Genomic DNA, 18,140 nt, shown 5'->3' with positions numbered 1-18,140 from the left:
CCGTCGAATTTATACAATAGCCTCTTACTTTATTTGTTTAATGCCGTCTGTATGTCAGACACCTTACATGACAACACTCACTAGCTTACCAGATACAGCGATCACCTTTTTAGGAGTTTGACCATCTAGGGTCCGTTGTACACCTTCATTCGCTAAGGCAGCCGCGATCATCGCTTCTTTCGTGCTATCCTTATCCATTTGCGCTTTACCACGTAATTTACCATTCACTTGGAAAACAATTTCAACAGTACTCTCTACTAACTTATTTTCGTCATATGTAGGCCATGTCGTCGTTTGAATTGACTCATTTGGGTGGAAGTAACTCCAAAGTTCCTCACTAATGTGTGGTGCAACTGGTGACAATAGTTGAATGAAACCTTCTACATATTCAGCTGGTAAATTATCAACTTTATAGGCCTCATTCACAAAGACCATCAACTGTGAAATACCAGTATTGAAACGCATATTGGCGAAATGTTCAGTGACCTTCTTAACTGTTTCGTGATAGACCTTATCTAATTTATGATCATTGACCGTCGTAATATGGTCGCGAAGATTATTTTCATCATCAATTATCAAGCGCCAAACACGATCCAGCCAACGGCGCGAACCAGAAAGACCTTCTTCAGACCACGCAATCGATTGTTCTAAAGGCCCCATGAACATCTCATAAAGTCGCAAAGTATCTGCGCCATATTGAGCTACCACATCATCTGGATTAACTACATTTCCCTTAGACTTTGACATCTTTTCGTGATTTGAACCTAAGATCATTCCCTGATTAGCTAACTTTTGGAACGGTTCTTTGGTCGTCACCACTCCTAGATCATACAAGACCTTGTGCCAGAAACGTGCATACAACAAATGCAAAACTGCATGTTCAGCCCCACCAACATATAGGTCCACATTTTGCCAATATTGTTCTAGTTCCGGATCAACCATCATTTCATCATTATGGGGATCCATGTAACGTAGATAATACCAAGATGATCCAGCCCATTGTGGCATGGTATTAGTTTCCCTTCGGCCGTGTCGACCTTGTTCATCAGTAACATTGACCCAGTCATCAATATTGGCTAGAGGCGATTCACCCGTTCCCGTTGGCAAAATATTTTCTGCTTCGGGTAACCGCAATGGCAATTGATCTTCAGGCACTAAGGTTTTAGTCCCATCATCCCAATTGATCACAGGAATTGGCTCTCCCCAGTAGCGTTGCCGTGAGAAAATCCAATCACGCAACCGATAATTAACCTTCTTGGCCCCCACTTGGTTTTCAGTCAACCACGATAACATTCGTTCTATTGCCGCTTCTTTTTCCAAACCATCAAGAAAATCAGAATTAACATGAACTCCATCGCCCGTATACACGGCCATTTTGATATCACCACCTGCCACGACTTCTAGCTTAGGCAAATCGTACTTAGTCGCAAACTCATAATCTCTTGCATCATGGGCTGGGACAGCCATCACTGCGCCAGTTCCGTACGAAGCTAAGACATAATCACCAATCCAAATCGGTAGCTTAGCCCCATTAACCGGATTAATCGCAAACGATCCTGTAAAGATTCCAGACTTATCTTTATTTAGATCCGTTCGCTCCAAATCGGATTTCGAAGCCAAATTCGTCCTGAACGTCTCCACGGCCGCCTTTTGCGCAGGCGTGGTGATTTGGTCCACTAACTCATGTTCAGGCGCCAAAACAACATACGATGCACCAAATAATGTATCCGGGCGGGTCGTAAAGACTTCAATAGTTTGGTCCCCATGATCGGCTACCTCAAAATCAATGGCTGCTCCCGTGGAACGACCAATCCAATTTCTCTGTTGCTCTTTAATGGCTTCCGGCCAATCTAAATCATCCAAATCATCCAAGAGCCGGTCGGCATATTCAGTAATTTTCAAAACCCACTGCCGCATTGGAACCCGATATACAGGGTAGTCTCCACGCTCAGTCCGGCCATTAATAATTTCTTCGTTGGCGACCACAGTTCCACCATTATAATCAGGGGCCCAGTTCACCATCATTTCATCTTCGTAAGCCAAACCTTTTTTATACAACTGCTCAAAAATCCACTGTGTCCATTTGTAGTACTTTGGATTAGTCGTGTTAACTTCCCGCGACCAATCATATGAAAGTCCCAATGAACGCATTTGACGGCGAAAATTATTTACATTCGTTTTCGTCACATCTTTAGGGTTCGCCCCCGTCTTAATTGCGTAGTCTTCCGTAGGGAGTCCAAAGGCATCAAATCCCATTGGATGCAAAACATTAAATCCTTGCATCCGCTTCATCCGTGCTAAAATATCAGTCGCCGTGTATCCCTCTGGATGCCCCACATGAAGTCCTTGTCCTGAAGGAAAGGGGAACATATCCAAAACATAGTACTTAGGTTTCGATTGATCGGTTCCAGTTTTAAATGTCTGATTAGCATCCCAAAAATGTTGCCATTTTTGTTCCACTTCTTGATGTTGGTATGCCATTGATCTCATCCTCACTTTGCTGACCATTCGATTTAACAGCATTTTATCGATGGTCGGTTTTTTCAGTTTATATAAAAAAATTATACGCTAATTCCAACTTAATTTGTATGTGTATTTTTTGAAGGCGCCAAAAGTTATCAAAGGTTTAAATCACCTGATCTCTAAACGCTTCTTCCCATTTTTAATGGTCGCTGCGTTCAAGCCAGTTTCCTATATAATTCATTCAAATCATTCAACATTCGACTGTGTTTTCGTCCCCGCGTTTCTAACATTGTGTGCTAATATGAAAGGTAAATTATTTTAAAATGAGGAGAAAGTTTCGTATGCAACGTCAAATCAATCGCTGGCAAATTAGTTTAGCCTTTTTTTGCCTCGCTATCTTTCTAATCCTCCTGATGGGGGTCGTCTGGCACCTACCTTACATCCACCAATTAGATCAGTGGGGGCTTCAAAACATTCGTGAACCTGTCACACCAGAACGAACTTGGTTTTTTAAAAATATCACGCGAGCTGGGAATCCTATTTGGACCGGTTTCATTGCACTGTGGGCTTGTTTTTTTGCCTTAATTTTTAAAAAGTATGATATTGCGCTCTTCGTGATGCTCAATGTCGGCATCTTTGGCCTTGGAGTCATGAAAATATTTAAACACTTTGTGAATCGGCCTCGGCCTAACATTCTCCATCTAGTTGACGAAGGTGGTTCATCATTTCCATCTGGACATTCCATGAATGCCATGCTTCTCTATGGCTCATTAATTGTATTAGTTTACTATTACGTCAAAAACGATCCAATTAAATATGCATTCATGACATTATTAACCTGTCTGATTGTGACAATCCCAATGAGTCGCGTATATCTAGGTGTACATTACCTTTCCGATGTCCTAGCTGGCCTTGTTTTAGCTGGCTTTTTACTCATTATCTCAAAAGAATTTATTTTCAGATATAAACCCAAGGAGAAATAAAGCATGCGTAAAACCCATAATTTAGCTCAAATCCAAATTGACGAAATTCTACACGTAGGTGATACCGTCGTTGATGCCACCATCAAAGCGGGAGATAGTACCCGATTTTTAGCCAGTCGTGTCGGAGATGGCGGTCACGTCCTAGCTTTTTCTGATCAAAAAAAAGAAATTGATGATATGGCCGCATCCCTCTTTTTAAGTGGACTAACGGCCCGCGTAGAGCCAATTGAAAAAGCCTTCACGGAAATCCCAAACTATTTAAGCCCCGCTGAATTGATTACCGTCTTTTTATTTCAAATTGATGCGCAAACTGATGCCAACGCACTAAAACAAACGATTCAACAAATTCAACTCTATCTGCGAACACTCGGTTTGATCGTTTTAGACGGTCATCATCAAGATCCGGCGATGCAGCAAATCCTAGCCATAACCAAAAACCTCCCCATTAATGCTTATGAGGTTCGTTATTTTTATGACGTGCTTACTGATGAGGCCGCTTTGTTATTACAGCGTAAATAAACTAAAAACGCCACCTAGATTGTTTTAAATCTAGGTGGCGTTTTTAGTTGATATTAATGCTTATTGACTAATAAAGCCACACATTCAACGTGTGCTGTCTGTGGAAACTGATCAAGGGGCTGAATCGGTCCTTGCACTTGATACCCATGTTCCGTCATATATTTAATATCCCGCGCCATCGTAACCGGGTTACATGAAACATAAACCACCCGGTCTGGATTAAGATACACCATGGCATCCATTAATGTTTCCGTTAAGCCACGCCGTGGCGGATCCACAAAGATGATATCAGCAGGTAAATTTTCATCTCGCCACTTTTCCATCTGGACTGGAGCGTCAGCTGCAATATATTGCGCATTTTTAATTTGATTTTGCGCAATATTTATTTTAGCGTCTTCAACCGCTCGCTCCACTACCTCAACTCCGTAAACTTGCTGAACTTGATCTGCAATCGAAAGACCAATCGTTCCAATCCCCGAGTATGCATCAATAGCATGATCACTTGCTTTCAATTCGCCCATCTGTGCGGCCAATTGGTAGAGAACTTCGGTCGTTTTAGGATTAACTTGATAAAAAGAATTTGGTCCAATCACAAAGTCATGCCCAAGTAATTGGTCATGAATAGCTGCATCCCCCCACAAAACGCGATTATCACCGGTCAATTGTTGACTTGTTTGACGTGGATTATGATTTAAGATTAAACTTTTCAAGGCCGGGACTTGTTCCACAATGGCTTGTGCAATCGCGGCTTCATCTGGTATTTGCGCCAAGTGGCTGACCAAAACGACCATGACTTGCTGCGAATAATATCCGCGTCGCACCATAATATAGCGCATGGCACCTTGCTTAGTGACATCATTATAAATTGGCGTCTTAAATTGATCCAAAATATCACGGACAATCCCAATCGTTTGATCGATGATAGGATCATTCAAATAATAATCATCCATCGGGACAATGGTATCTTTATTTTTCCGATCAAAGAAACCAGTTGTCAGATGCCCATTTTGATTTTTCAAAGGCACGACCGTCTTATTACGATAATGCGTTGGTTGGTCTGCTCCAATGGTGGCTGCCACAGGGAGCTTTAAATCAACGGCCGCAAACGCTTGTTCGACCTGTCGCCGTTTTAACTTCAATTGCCCCGAATAACTTAAGTTCACATACGGCGCCACCCCCGCTTCAAGCAGATATGCTTTATTTTGATTCTGCCGATCCGCGGACGGTTTTACAACCGTCAGGACCTCACCGTATGCCGATAAGCGATCAACCTGGGTCAAACGACACCGAATTTTTTCACCTAAAAAAGCATCCACTAACTTTACTGGATAGTGTTGATCAACCATGATCACGCCCATCCCATTATGTAAGATGTCTGTGACCACGCCTTCTTTAATTTCATTTAATTTTACAGGCAGAATATTTCTGGGCATGTCGATCCTCCCCCATTTAAATCTAGTGCTTATTTCTCAATCTTTTGCATAATCTTGGTTTGAATCAAACGATATTGACCATAACCTAGTAACGCTCCAATGAATCCCGGTAGAATCCAACCCAGTCCTTGGCTACTAAATGGGACCAAATGATGGTATCCCGCTACTAGATGATCCAAACCAGCATTTGAAACCGGTAAATTAGCCAACATATCACCGATTGCTGGAATCGTGATTAAACCGATTGTCCAACGATAAACAACTGGTGAGCCTTCAAAATATTTTTTACATAAACTTAAGCCAATGATCCCTAAGGCATAAGGATATAACATCATCATCACCGGAACGGACCAAGCAATAATTGTCGTTAATCCGAGGTTGGCCACGATCAATGAACCAATCGTAATCACGCGCAACCAGAATCGGTAAGAGTACTTTGGAAAGACAGCTTCCATATCTTGAGCGAAAGCTTGAAATAGCCCCATCGCGGTCGTAAAGACGGTCAGCGTGACCAAAATGGCGGTCAAAATTAAGCCAGCATTTCCAGCATAATGACTAATAATTTGTGCTAAAGCAATCCCACCATTTTCCGAAAGCTTTAATTGCCCTAAACTCATCGTGCCCATTAAGATCAAGATGATATAGATTACTGCTTCGACAATCACACTTAAAGCCCCAGCTTTGGCGATTTCTTTAGAAATATTATCATTGTGTACGCCTAAACCACGCACCGCATAGACAATAGTTACCCCGACTGTTAACAGGCCAACTCCATCCATTGTGTTATAGCCTTCCATGAAACCAGCTGTAAAAGCACTAGTTCGATAGGCCGCCGTTGGAATGTGATTTAGATGCCCCATTGGGAATAGAAACGCGACCACAAATAGGGCAAACAACCCCATCAAGAAAAGTGGATTCAAATATTTGCCGATCCAAGCCGTAATATCGGCTTCCTTAACCGTTAATAGATAGGCTAACCCGAAAAAAATGATCGTAAAAATCAATAAGCCGAAACTAGCGTACTTAGCAGGTAAAAGCGGCGCAATTCCCGTAGAAAAAGCGACCGCCGGCAAGCGGGGCGTAGCAAAAAGAGGCCCAATGACCAAGTGAAATGCGACCACGATAAACAAAGCAAAGTAATGTGAAACTGGTTGGGCTAAAGCATATAAGTCTTCACTTTTAGTCACCGAGACTGCCAACATTGCTAGATAGGGTACGATCGTCCCCGTTAATACGAAACCAATCGTTGCTGGCAACCAATTAGCACCCGCTGCTTGTCCCAAATGAATCGGAAATATCAAATTCCCCGCTCCAAAGAAAATCCCAAAGATCAACGAAGCTAGTAAAAGTACTTTATTAAAGCCTAACTTTTCATTTTTCATAACTAGGGTACCTCTGTCCTAATTTTATATTTATCCGTAAATTTAAAGATACCATATTTGCTTCCAAAAAGGCAGACAAACCTCATGAATTCAACCGTAATTCACCATAGTTTTTAACATATTTTAGAATGTACTATAAATATAATCTAAATAATTAAATTAAAAACGACTGACACCGAGATTTATGATCCCAGGCCTGCCGCTTCAATATAAATTTAAATAAATTTACGTTTTTTAATTTTCATGCCGTTTCTTACGCTCATAGCGACGGTATAAAATTACCGCAATCAAAGTGAAGAAGACCGGTCCAGATACCGTCCAAAACGCATCTGTCCATTGGTGTTGCAAAATTGGTTCCACACAAGTAAATAACACACTCAGCGCTAATACAATAAATGAAATCGACGTAACAATCCACATACCTGTCTTATTTTTAAAGAAGACATACGGCTTTTCAATGGTTTGGTTTTGGTTGAAGAAAGGATATGCTCCTACCAAGAACAAGTAAGGCAAAGCCGTTGAAACATTCCCCATCAATGTCAAAATATTGTAGAAAACTTGGGCGGTTGAACCACCAAAAGCAATCGCAATAATCAAAACAATCACGAAAAGTGCTTGATACCACATTGCATTTGAGGGCATTCCCTTCGCATTGAGCTCGGTCACATGTTTTGGCCAGAAATCCTTAGGCGTTCCTAGGACAAAGGCTTTAATCGGTGAATAAATCAAAACGAAAAATGAACCAATGTAAACAATAAACATGTCAAAGCCCGCAAAACGTGCGAACCACTGGCCCAATGTGGCTGCGCCCGTGGCATTCAAGCCAATTTGATGCCCAAAGGTGCTTCCCAAATTATTCATCATTACGTAGGTTACGTTCCCCAAGTTAACATGGCCTTGATCAATAATTTGTGACCAATTCGCGCTGACCCCCCATAAGAAGATTGAGAATGCATATAAAACAGCAATGATGGCGGTTGAAATCAAAACTCCCCGGGGGAAATCACGTTTGGGATTCTCCATACTATCAGTAATTCCACCCATTGACTCCATCCCAGCGTAGGCAAAGACCGCATAGACAACGAAACTAAGCATCGCAATCGGTGATGTGAAACTAGGGTTGGCACTGTGGATAAAAGTCGAAATACCATGGACTGGTTCAGCTGTATGGAACCCATTCGCCAAAAGAATAAAAATACTTAAAATGAAAAAGAGAATATTAATTGTCACCATCATAATTCCACCAAATGATGAAATTTTTGAAATCCAATCAATTCCTTTCGAAGCAAAAAAGGTAACCACAATAATCAGCAAAACCGCTAATATTCCAATCACTTGATTCGAATTAAGCCCGAAAAGGTGCCAAGTTTGCGTTTGATCGGATCCGCTAATAAAGGTTGAAAACGGAATCCAAATTTTAGATGCGGTGGCTACCAGCCAAGTTTCCCAAGAAGCTAACCACATAAAGGTTCCAATAAACGCCGTCTTAGGTCCAACGGCTCCTTCAATCCAAGAGTAGATTCCACCCTTAGCCTCATTAAAGGCTGATCCATATTCTGCCATCATAAATCCTAATGGCAAGAAGAAGAAAATCGCCGCAAAAATATACCAAATAATACTTGCATAACCCATTTGCATGAAAGCAATCGGGGTATTGGCAAACCCAAAGATGGTCGTAAAGATCATCATAATTAATGTCATTAATTTAATCGATTTGCCTGTTTTTCCGTTCTCAGCGTCGTTCATAGTTTCATTCACTCCTTCAAAGCTCTCTATCAATTATAAATTTAAATCAGTTTTAAAATTCAACCGCGAAAAATCGGTCGAAGCGGTAATTATATCAGCCGTTAACTTCCGGTAGGCACTTAGGGCTTGGTTCGATAATGCTACACCCGTCTGCGTTAAGAACTTGGTCAATTCCACTCCTGCTAACGATTGGGCCTGTTGGTCAGCATCCCGCAACCCCTTGTTCAAGGTAATATTAACTTGTTTTTGGGTTGCTTGGAGCTGCTTACCAAACTCCTTATAATGCCCATCTACTAAGACACTTACCAACTTATAAACCCAGTAAGCAGAGTTGCCATCATACGGTAAGGTTCCTAGCTGATATGCCTCCGGCGTTTCATCAATTCCAAGATAAAATGGTACATAGACGCTCTGCGCTGAAACACCCATCGCAATCCATTGAACACAAGCTACTGTTGGATCTAAATTAGGCCGATGTTGTAAGATATGTGATTCTTGCGTCTTAGCTAAACTAATTGGCCGGAAAAGATGGTTTTGTGATGACTCATTCATCGGATCATACGGAGTTTTCTCAAAATGTGAACTTAGATACATTTTGACATCATCAATACTTAACAAGCGGTTGGCCTTTTTAATAAAAGCTAGCTCTTCACTCATAGGTGATTCATCAGTAAAACCGGAAAATTGTTGTTGGCCCCACCAGACACGTGGAGTACTATAATGTTCATCCGACAAGGTCTGTGTTCCAAAAATCTTTCGAAAATTAAAAGTCTGTGGATTCGGATTTAAATGGTTCGTTTCGACAAATTCAGCAATCTGATCAGCGAACATAAAATTGTCAGAATCTGCAAAGTCAATTGTTTGAATCGCTAATTGATTAGCCACAACGGCATAACTATCATCAGGAATTCGTTGTGCAACCCAATAATGCCCAGTTCCCGTCTCCATATACCAAACTTCATCATCATCGGAAAATAGAATTCCATTCGTCTCACATGTTCCATATTCTTCAACAATCGCCCCTAGGCGGGCAACCCCGTCACGCGCCGATTTAACATATGGCAAGACCACGGTCACCATTGCTTCTTCGCCAATCCCATCTTCCACCAAGGGATCTGCTCCTAATACAGTTTCATTGGCATACGCACTTTCGGTGGCACTCATCGCCACTCCGTATTCATTGAACCCATCTTCTTCAAAAAGGCCTTCTTTGGTAGTCCATTCAGGTGTCGCGGTGTATTTGAATTGCTCTTGTGGCAGAGACATTTTAAACCCATTGGCTTTTGACACAAAAGTTTGTGCGGTGGTGTGTTCTATATGGGGATGCACTACAAAATGCTTGGGCCATGAGGCTTGAGCATCTTCGTTTCGTCCAATCATGGTTGAGCCATCAATCGTAGCCTTCTTACCCACTAAAATACTTGTACAAGCACTCAATTCCGCCTTATTATATTCCATCTTATTTCTCCAATAATTAATGCATACGGTGTATAAATATTCTAATATTATTCACTAATTGAAAAATATCTTCATTAGAATTATATACCTATTTCCCCATAAGTCATTAGTTAATTTATATATTTAACATTTATTCAATCCCGATCATCATTCAAACGTGCAATACTATTTTCCATAACGTAATTGAATTAATTTTATGCATTCACTTGCATAAAATCACACAACTTCTCATTAATTTAATAGCGCTTTGTAACATAGTTTTAAATATTGCATAAAAAAAGGGGCTATCGCCCCTCGTCGTTCAAAAAAATTTACATTATCCTAATTTTGTTTCTGATTTTGATATTGCATCCAAAAATAAACCGGAAGCCCCAACACCGTTAATCCAATTCCAGTCATGGCGAGCCAGAAATTGGAGAATAACGTCATCGCTAAAATAAAGACGCCACCTAAGATCGCAATAATAGGCATCAAAGGATAAAATGGGACTTTGTATGGTCGGTCGAGATCAGGTTCCGAATGTCTTAACTTGATCACGGCAACAAAGACTAACGTATAGAACATCCAAATCACAAAGATCAGCATATCGGTCAAAAGGTCAAAACCACCCACAAACATTAGAGCAATCGCGACCACTAATTGAAAAATACCTGCCACATATGGAATCTGATAACGATTTAATTTAACTAAGTACTTTGAGAATGGTAAATTATTTTCGCGTGCCATCGCGTATGGTAAACGCATCCCCGTCATTGTATAACCATTCAGAGTTCCATAAATAGAAACCAGGATTCCGATCGTAATTAACTTTCCACCAAAATTACCAAAAATTCGTTCAGCTACATCCATGGCGGCATTTTCATTCCCGGCAATGGCTTGAATTGGTAATGTATGGAGGAAAACATAGTTCACTAATAAGTAGATGATCATGATTCCCAATAAACCACCGGCAATGGCCCGTGGTAAATCACGTGATGGGTTTTTCAACTCACCGGCAATATTTCCAACATGGATCCAGCCATCATAGGCGTACATGGTTGCTAATAGTCCAGCTCCTAATCCTGTTAAGAAACCACTTGTATGCGCTCCTGTATGAATAGGGAAGAAACTAACTTCTACGCCTCCCGGTTGCATTAACCCGAAAATAATAATGAGGGCTAGCGGAATTAATTTAAATAACAATGTAATCGCTTGAAAATGTCCTGCTACCTTCGAACCTAATAAATTAATCAGAAAAACTGAAATCAATGCCGCAATTCCAGCTGGCACCACATAATTAACTGATAGATGAAATAAGTTCACCACTTGAGTTCCAAAGATAATACCTTTCGCGGCAATACTGGCGGGAAAATATACGATCACTTGAGCCCAACCTAACAGGTAACTTAATAACTTACCGTACGCGCGTTCGATGTAAACTAACATCCCACCAGTTTCAGGAATTGCAGCCGCTAATTCCGCCCCGGTTAATCCGGCCGCTAAACTAATCAGTCCCCCTAATACCCAAACTAAAATTGACATGTTAGCATTTTCAGTCGCTAACGCTACCCCGGAAGCTTTAAAAAATACTCCCGCACCAATTACCGTTCCCATCACGGTGGAAATCGCTGGGATCAAAGTCATCGTTCGCTTTAATTCTGTTTGCTCACTCATTCTGTATCCTACCCCTAATTTATTTATATTTGATCTAAAAAAACATGCTGCGATAGCTCATCACCACCACTCAACGAGCTAATTAATCGTAATAATCAGCTTTCCAAACTAGAAAATTATAACAAACCAAACTGTGATATGAAATAATTATGTTAAAAAAGCTCACATCGATTGGTATTAAAATATCTAGACCATTTACTTAAAGTAAGCTGGCACCCACTCACTCATGAGATTTAACCGGTTAGTCAAAATCAATTTACGCCCGACCATATTTATGGTGTACTACTAAATGAAAGGATTCAGGCATATGAAAATCACGTTAGAAATTGATCCCAGTTTAACAGCCCCAGAGGTAATCATTCGTGCACCGGCCGCATCAGCAGAAGTTAATGCGCTCAAAGAACAGTTAAGCACTGGAAATCAACCTGTCAAACAAATCACTCTTTATCAACACCAAACCAAATTTGAATTACCACTCGATCAAATTATCTTTTTTGAAACTGATGAACGTCAAGTTTGGGCTCATACAGTCAAGCAAAGTTTTGCCACGCATCAACGGCTCTATACATTAGAAGCTACCTTACCACCACAATTTATTCGAATTTCTAAAGCTGGAATTGTCAACGTAACTAAGATTCAAGCTTTAACCAAATCAATCTCAAATACCCTCATTCAATTTCAGAACTCACATAAACAAATTTACGCCTCACGTCGATATCACAAAGCTTTAGAGGCCCGCTTACAAGATTGGAGAAAATTATCATGAAAAAAACTAACTGGTTCTGGGGTAGCTTCTTTATTATTGCCGCTGCCTTTCTTATTGCGACCCAAATAGGTTGGCTCAGTTTCCAGATGCCTTTGGTGACCGTAACCTTCGCTATTATTTTAATTGCTCTTTTAGTGTCAAACCTCATGTATCGGTCGATCGGAGGAAGTATAATTACTCTCACTGGATTAGCCATGTTATTCAATCGTCAATTAGGAATTCAGGCATTAATGCCTTGGACCATCATTGGTGTTGCACTGCTCTTGCTCATCGGTTTAAAGTTGATTTTCGGTTCTAGAAACCGTTGGTATCATTATGATTGGCACCAAGTTCAAACTGATCAATTTTATCACAGTTCTCCCCACCACTCTTTTGATCAATCCGCAGATCGACCTTTGCATGCCGATCAAGCCTCAAATTCAACGAATGCTTCCGCTGAATTCGAGGAAGGTACTACAGATTCTGGTTCAACGACCATCAATATTACAACAACCATGGGCAATAATATTCGGTATCTACAAGAACCCAATGTAAACAAGATTAATTTACATAATTATATGGGAGATACCAAGGTCTACTTTGATCAACTCGCCAATGTCGACCAAATTGAATTAATCCTGGATAATTCATTAGGCAGCGTGAATCTATATCTTCCTGGTAATTGGCAAATCACCAATGAACTCAATTCTTTCCTATCGGCATTAGATGAACGTGGTATTCGGCGTCAAGCTGACGGTCCTCAATTAGTCATCCGTGGGCGCGTGTATCTTGGGAACGTAGTCATTCACTATATTTAAATAAATTTTAAAGTCGCATGCCATATTGGTTGCGGCTTTTTAGTTTAATATACCCTAGTCCAAGACATATATTCCCGTAATTTATTTTTAATAAATATTATATAAATTTAATTTCTATGCTCAACAATCAACAATAGCTATAATTATAATTTTATTTGTATGCAACACCTCAAACCTAATTTGGTATTCCTAAGTAAAGCGTGGTAAGATCAACACTGTAAGCGTTATCAATTAATAGACTTGATTTTACAATAATAGAAAGAAGGCTTCAAAATGAGCGAACGTAGTTTTGATTTTCTAATGCCCAGTGTTAATTTTTTCGGACCTAATGTTATCCAAAAGCTCGGTGAACGTGCCAAAATGTTAGGGATGCAGAAACCCGTCATTGTAACTGATCATTTTTTGGAGACGCTACCAAATGGTGCCGTTGCACAGGCACTGGTGTCGTTACAAAAAGCAGGCGTTGATTATGTCATTTACAATGGCGTTGAAGCTAATCCCAAAATCCACAATATTCAAGCCGTCAAAGCCCTCTATTTAAAGGAGCAGGCCGATTCCATCATTACCATTGGTGGTGGTTCCGCTCACGACACCGGAAAAGGTGCCGGAATAATTTTAACCAACGGAGATGATATCACCCAGTTAGCGGGAATCGAGACACTCAATAACCCCTTACCACCACTAATTGCAGTTAATACCACTGCTGGAACGGGATCCGAGTTAACCCGACACGCCGTTATTACAAACGAAGCCACTCATCTAAAATTCGTGGTAGTCTCATGGCGCAATATTCCGCTTGTTTCTTTCAACGATCCCACTTTGATGCTGGAAGTACCTGCTAGCCTAACAGCCGCCACGGGGATGGACGCCTTCGTACAAGCAGTGGAACCTTATGTTTCAATTGATCACAATCCAATCACAGACGCTCAATGTATCGAAGCGATTAAGTTAATTGAAAGTTCCTTACGCGAAGCTGTTGCCAATGGTCATAATCTAGACGCTCGTACTAAAATGGTTGAAGCAGAAATGCTCGCCGGTATGGCTTTCAACAATGCGAACTTAGGTTACGTCCATGCTATGGCTCATCAACTTGGCGGACAATATGATGCTCCACACGGTGTTTGTTGCGCTCTTTTGCTCCCTTATGTTGAACAATATAACTTAATTGCCGATCCAACCCGTTTTGCGGAACTAGCTGAAATCATGGGTGAAAACACCACTGGTCTCTCAACACGAGATGCGGCTGAATTAGCCATTAAGGCCATGAAGCAATTAGCAGAAGATGTTGGGATCCCTCGTTCAATTAAAGCTATCGGGTCTAAGCCAGAAGACTTCGCAATGATGGCCGAAAATGCTTTGCAAGATGGTAATGCATTCTCCAATCCTCGCAAGGGTACCAAACAAGATATCATCAATATCTTCCAAGCCGCTTACGATGCCAAATAACCATACTACAAGCTTCTAAATGTAAAAAAGCAACCCAATCTTGGATTTAACTCCAACCTTGGGTTGCTTTTTTTAATACTTTTCTTTAAAGAATAAAATATATAAATAGATTCAATCGTCTCATCATTTACCATTCAGCCCCAATAGGGTATTTTCAAAATAACTAAAGAAAGCATCATGGTCCACTTGATAAACAAATTCAACTGGGTGTCCATCAGGAGTAATCATCGTTCTTCCTCGACTAATTCCCTTTGTAATCACGTCTATCGTTAATACTTTTGTTTGAACCAATTCGGCATTCAGCATAAAGGCTGTTGTTAATACATCCCATAAGAAATACGTTGAATTGGTTTCAAAATGATTGAGCACTGGGACCGTGGCATAGGCCTGACCAATAAAATCAAGACTTAAGTGTTGGCGTAGTTTCGCCCACCGTAGGCGGTCCACGGGGCGTAGTGGCACTTCATGGGTACTCTCTAATCCGACCATTTGAAATTTCAAACCGGCATCAACCACAATCTTAAACGCCTGGGGATCCCAAAATACATTCCATTCAGCGGTACCATCTTGTTCTGGTTCCGCAATATTGCCTGGTCCAAACGTTCCTCCCATAACAACGAGACGCTTTATCTTTTTATTTAACTCCGGTTGCCGTAGTAGGACCGTTGCCAAATCACTCACCGGACCCGTAAATAGTAGAGTTAACGGATCACTGGTTTGCATTAACAATCTTTGAAGATCATCTGCGGCCGAATGAGACGAAATTTTCGTTTGACCCACGCCTAATTCATTTAAAATAGGCAATGCATCGACCGTGAAGGCATCCATACGCCATTCTTTAGGAAATGGATCACTCGACCGAGCATCCGATGCACTAATCAGCATTTCAGCATGTCGTGAAAAGCGGTGAATAATCTTTTGCGTTGCTGAAATGGCGGGAGCTAAATATGAGTCGGCTGGGACCACTCCAATTCCTACTAAATCAATTTGATGTTGAGCTTCAGCTGCTAACAATAACATTAATGATGCTAAATCATCCACACCACCATCATGACTAAAATAGACTTTTTCAACCATTTTTTAAACTCCCTCATCTGAATCATTCGTAGTTATGTCATTATTAGAATAATAACATAACTTTTAAGATGAATAAACGAACATTGTTTCAATATATATGTTTAAAATCAAATTTTAAACAAACATTTTTAATATATACATATATCATCCCAAGTGACCCTCGCATTTTATATTAGACCTGGTTGTCCACGACAAAATGGTTTTGTTTTAGTTTAATTTGAATATCAGCTTGACCGGCTAGTTGCTGATCATGGGTTATCATGATCACTGTTTTACCATGTTCACTAGCCAATTCTTTAAATAAATCGACGATTAATTGTGAATTAGTATGATCTAGGTTACCTGTCGGTTCATCTGCCGCCACAATTCGGGCGTCGACTAATAAAGCCCGGACAATGGCTACACGCTGCTGTTCTCCTCCCGACAATTTTCTCACAGGTAACTTGGCTTGTTCTCGACTAATACCAACTCGCTCAAGGGTACTTAATATATATTTCTTATCTCCAAGATGGCTCGATTTCGTAATCGCTAATGCCGTTTCAATATTTTGATAAACCGTCATCGTATTGAGTAGATTATACGCTTGATAGATTGTCGAAACATACTTCTGACGGTATTTTGTAAGACCAATTTGATAAATGGAAACCCCATCGACCGTAATATCACCCTGCCGTGGTACATCTAAACCGGCCAAAAAGGACAGCAACGTTGTTTTTCCTGAACCCGATTCACCCACAATGGAATAAAATTTACCTGCTTCAAAGGTTAAATCAACGTCTTCATATAATTTTTGATCTTCACTGGCATACCAATGACTGAGTTTTCTAATTTTTAAGGTCATACTGTCGTTCCTCGTTTCTAGTTTTCTTTATCATTCGTTGTTTAATCCACTTGTAAAATTTGTTTTGGTTGTAATTTCAAAATCATGATGGCACCACCACCCACGGATAACAAAGCAATCAAAATAGCAATCCCACCTAATTCCAACACAGTTATCGGTGTCATCACATTATTTAACTTAACCGTTTTTGAAGATTGACTAAAACTCTGTTCCATGCCAGCACCTGGTTGGTGATCGCCACTCGGTTGACCATTTGTCGCACTACCCTTACTTGGGGCTTGACCACCACCTGGGGCCCCACCCATCCGTTGCTGCGTTTGACTAGTTTGTTGCTGACTAACTAAGCTTTTTCCAACTTGATTGGATACCGTAGTACCGACTGCCGTCGCAATTCCTAGGGCAACAACCAATATCATTAATAACTCAACAAATAGTTGGCTCACAACCTTACTTTTAGTCTCACCTAAGGACACCAAAATTCCAATTTCACGCCGGCGCTCCCGCGTTAATAATAAGATAATCAATCCCAAAATCAACGCACCAGCGATTGCTACAACCCAAACAATTTGACCGGCTAAGCTAGCTACTCGTCGCATATTTTTAGCAGCCAACTTATAAGCCGAGGCATCCGATGTTAAAGTTATCTTATTATCGTTTAAGATTTTCTTAGCAGCTTGGACAAACTGCTTTGTTTTGGCAGGTTCTTGCATATTAAAGGTTACATTTGCCACTTCATTTTCTGTTCCTGCCAAACTATTGACTAAGGTATACGAACCATAAATAGTATTCCCCGCTCCAGCCCCCATTGGGCCACTATCAGTTGCCTTACTCTGATAAATTCCAACGACTTTTAGCGAAGTTGTTTTACTACTATCATCCGAATTAGCTACTTTCAAGTGGTCACCAACCTTAATCCCATTGGCCAAAGCTAATTCTGTTTCCACAATGATATTTTTGGTATTCACATCACTTGCCTTAATCCCACGCCCAGACGTAATCTTACTGGTCTTGTCCTGAAATCCAGATACACCTGCGGTAGTCAATGTTCCACTGATTGAGATATCGCCGCTACTCGTCTGACTCATTCCTCCCAACATCTGGCCTTGCTTCTTAGAAGTAGAAATTGCCTTAAAACTATTCGCATTTACCGAAGTACTATTGGTAATATTATAAGAACTCACATTGGATAATGCTGCCATTTTTTGAACTTTCGCTACCGTCGTGGTCGGTGTTTGAATCGTTGTATCCGAAGTGCTATCACTATCAGTACTTTGCTTACGCATTTGTTCAAACATTTTTTCACGATTAGCCGAAAGTGTCACCGTTGATCCAACCGCATCCGCTGCAATTTTAGCTGAACTTTGCGCCGCATTTTGAATAATGAGTCCCGCCATTACAAACACTAAAATCACACTGGATACAATCGTCAATAAAATCGTGCGCCCTTTTTGCGTCCACAGGGTAATTCCCGCCCTTTTGATAAAATTCATAATAAGTCCCTCGTTTCTCTATCTTGAATAATTTTCATTATAGAAACGATCACTTAGGTTAAGCATAAATCTACTTCAAACCAAAC

The 18,140-nt window shown here is 40.7% G+C and carries 14 protein-coding genes; 5 read left to right on the top strand and 9 right to left on the bottom strand.

What is annotated here, in order from left to right; genetic code table 11:
* Window positions 1-63 precede the first annotated feature (63 nt).
* Window positions 64-2,481, bottom strand: a complete 2,418-nt coding sequence (gene leuS, locus G7084_RS01870) for a leucine--tRNA ligase (RefSeq protein ID WP_166009530.1) — start codon at window positions 2,479-2,481, stop codon at window positions 64-66.
* Window positions 2,482-2,804: 323 nt separating this feature from the next.
* Between leuS and G7084_RS01865 the strand changes: the two genes are divergently transcribed.
* Window positions 2,805-3,446: a phosphatase PAP2 family protein gene (locus G7084_RS01865; protein ID WP_166009528.1), complete on the top strand. Its 642-nt coding sequence runs from the start codon at window positions 2,805-2,807 to the stop codon at window positions 3,444-3,446.
* 3 nt (window positions 3,447-3,449) lie between these two features.
* Window positions 3,450-3,965 (top strand): class I SAM-dependent methyltransferase, encoded by a 516-nt coding sequence (locus tag G7084_RS01860; protein WP_166009526.1) that lies wholly within the window; start codon window positions 3,450-3,452, stop codon window positions 3,963-3,965.
* 53 nt (window positions 3,966-4,018) lie between these two features.
* Here the strand turns inward: G7084_RS01860 and rlmD are convergent, their stop codons facing one another.
* From rlmD to G7084_RS01835, 5 genes are all read right to left on the bottom strand, one after another.
* Window positions 4,019-5,398 (bottom strand): 23S rRNA (uracil(1939)-C(5))-methyltransferase RlmD, encoded by a 1,380-nt coding sequence (gene rlmD / locus G7084_RS01855; protein WP_166009524.1) that lies wholly within the window; start codon window positions 5,396-5,398, stop codon window positions 4,019-4,021.
* Between the two features lie 29 nt (window positions 5,399-5,427).
* On the bottom strand, window positions 5,428-6,780 hold the full coding sequence (gene brnQ / locus G7084_RS01850) for a branched-chain amino acid transport system II carrier protein (RefSeq protein WP_166009522.1): 1,353 nt from the start codon (window positions 6,778-6,780) through the stop codon (window positions 5,428-5,430).
* Window positions 6,781-7,014: 234 nt separating this feature from the next.
* Window positions 7,015-8,526 carry a glutamate/gamma-aminobutyrate family transporter YjeM gene (gene yjeM / locus G7084_RS01845; protein ID WP_166009520.1) on the bottom strand — a complete coding sequence of 504 codons (1,512 nt, stop codon included), beginning with the start codon at window positions 8,524-8,526 and terminating at the stop codon, window positions 7,015-7,017.
* 33 nt (window positions 8,527-8,559) lie between these two features.
* Window positions 8,560-9,984: a C69 family dipeptidase gene (locus tag G7084_RS01840; RefSeq protein ID WP_166009518.1), complete on the bottom strand. Its 1,425-nt coding sequence runs from the start codon at window positions 9,982-9,984 to the stop codon at window positions 8,560-8,562.
* Window positions 9,985-10,305: 321 nt separating this feature from the next.
* Window positions 10,306-11,637, bottom strand: a complete 1,332-nt coding sequence (locus G7084_RS01835; protein ID WP_166009516.1) for an APC family permease — start codon at window positions 11,635-11,637, stop codon at window positions 10,306-10,308.
* A gap of 307 nt (window positions 11,638-11,944) precedes the next feature.
* Between G7084_RS01835 and G7084_RS01830 the strand changes: the two genes are divergently transcribed.
* From G7084_RS01830 to G7084_RS01820, 3 genes are all read left to right on the top strand, one after another.
* Window positions 11,945-12,403: a LytTR family DNA-binding domain-containing protein gene (locus G7084_RS01830; protein WP_166009514.1), complete on the top strand. Its 459-nt coding sequence runs from the start codon at window positions 11,945-11,947 to the stop codon at window positions 12,401-12,403.
* Complete coding sequence (locus G7084_RS01825) at window positions 12,400-13,200, top strand: LiaF transmembrane domain-containing protein (RefSeq protein ID WP_166009512.1); 801 nt, start codon at window positions 12,400-12,402, stop codon at window positions 13,198-13,200. The genes G7084_RS01830 and G7084_RS01825 overlap by 4 nt, the downstream gene beginning before the upstream one ends.
* A 273-nt stretch (window positions 13,201-13,473) precedes the next feature.
* On the top strand, window positions 13,474-14,646 hold the full coding sequence (locus G7084_RS01820) for an iron-containing alcohol dehydrogenase (RefSeq protein ID WP_166009510.1): 1,173 nt from the start codon (window positions 13,474-13,476) through the stop codon (window positions 14,644-14,646).
* Window positions 14,647-14,769: 123 nt separating this feature from the next.
* Here the strand turns inward: G7084_RS01820 and G7084_RS01815 are convergent, their stop codons facing one another.
* The 3 genes from G7084_RS01815 to G7084_RS01805 form a co-directional block, all read right to left on the bottom strand.
* A complete protein-coding gene (locus G7084_RS01815; RefSeq protein ID WP_166009508.1) occupies window positions 14,770-15,723 on the bottom strand; it encodes a nucleoside hydrolase in 954 nt (317 codons plus the stop codon).
* 172 nt (window positions 15,724-15,895) lie between these two features.
* Window positions 15,896-16,564 carry an ABC transporter ATP-binding protein gene (locus tag G7084_RS01810; protein WP_166009506.1) on the bottom strand — a complete coding sequence of 223 codons (669 nt, stop codon included), beginning with the start codon at window positions 16,562-16,564 and terminating at the stop codon, window positions 15,896-15,898.
* Window positions 16,565-16,605: 41 nt separating this feature from the next.
* A complete protein-coding gene (locus tag G7084_RS01805; RefSeq protein ID WP_166009504.1) occupies window positions 16,606-18,054 on the bottom strand; it encodes an ABC transporter permease in 1,449 nt (482 codons plus the stop codon).
* Window positions 18,055-18,140: the final 86 nt, after the last annotated feature.

It is taken from the genome of Weissella coleopterorum, from assembly GCF_011304355.1.
Lineage (GTDB): Bacteria > Bacillota > Bacilli > Lactobacillales > Lactobacillaceae > Weissella > Weissella coleopterorum.
The sequence above is the reverse complement of the archived record's forward strand: the minus strand, read 5'-3'. Positions and strand labels throughout refer to the sequence as shown.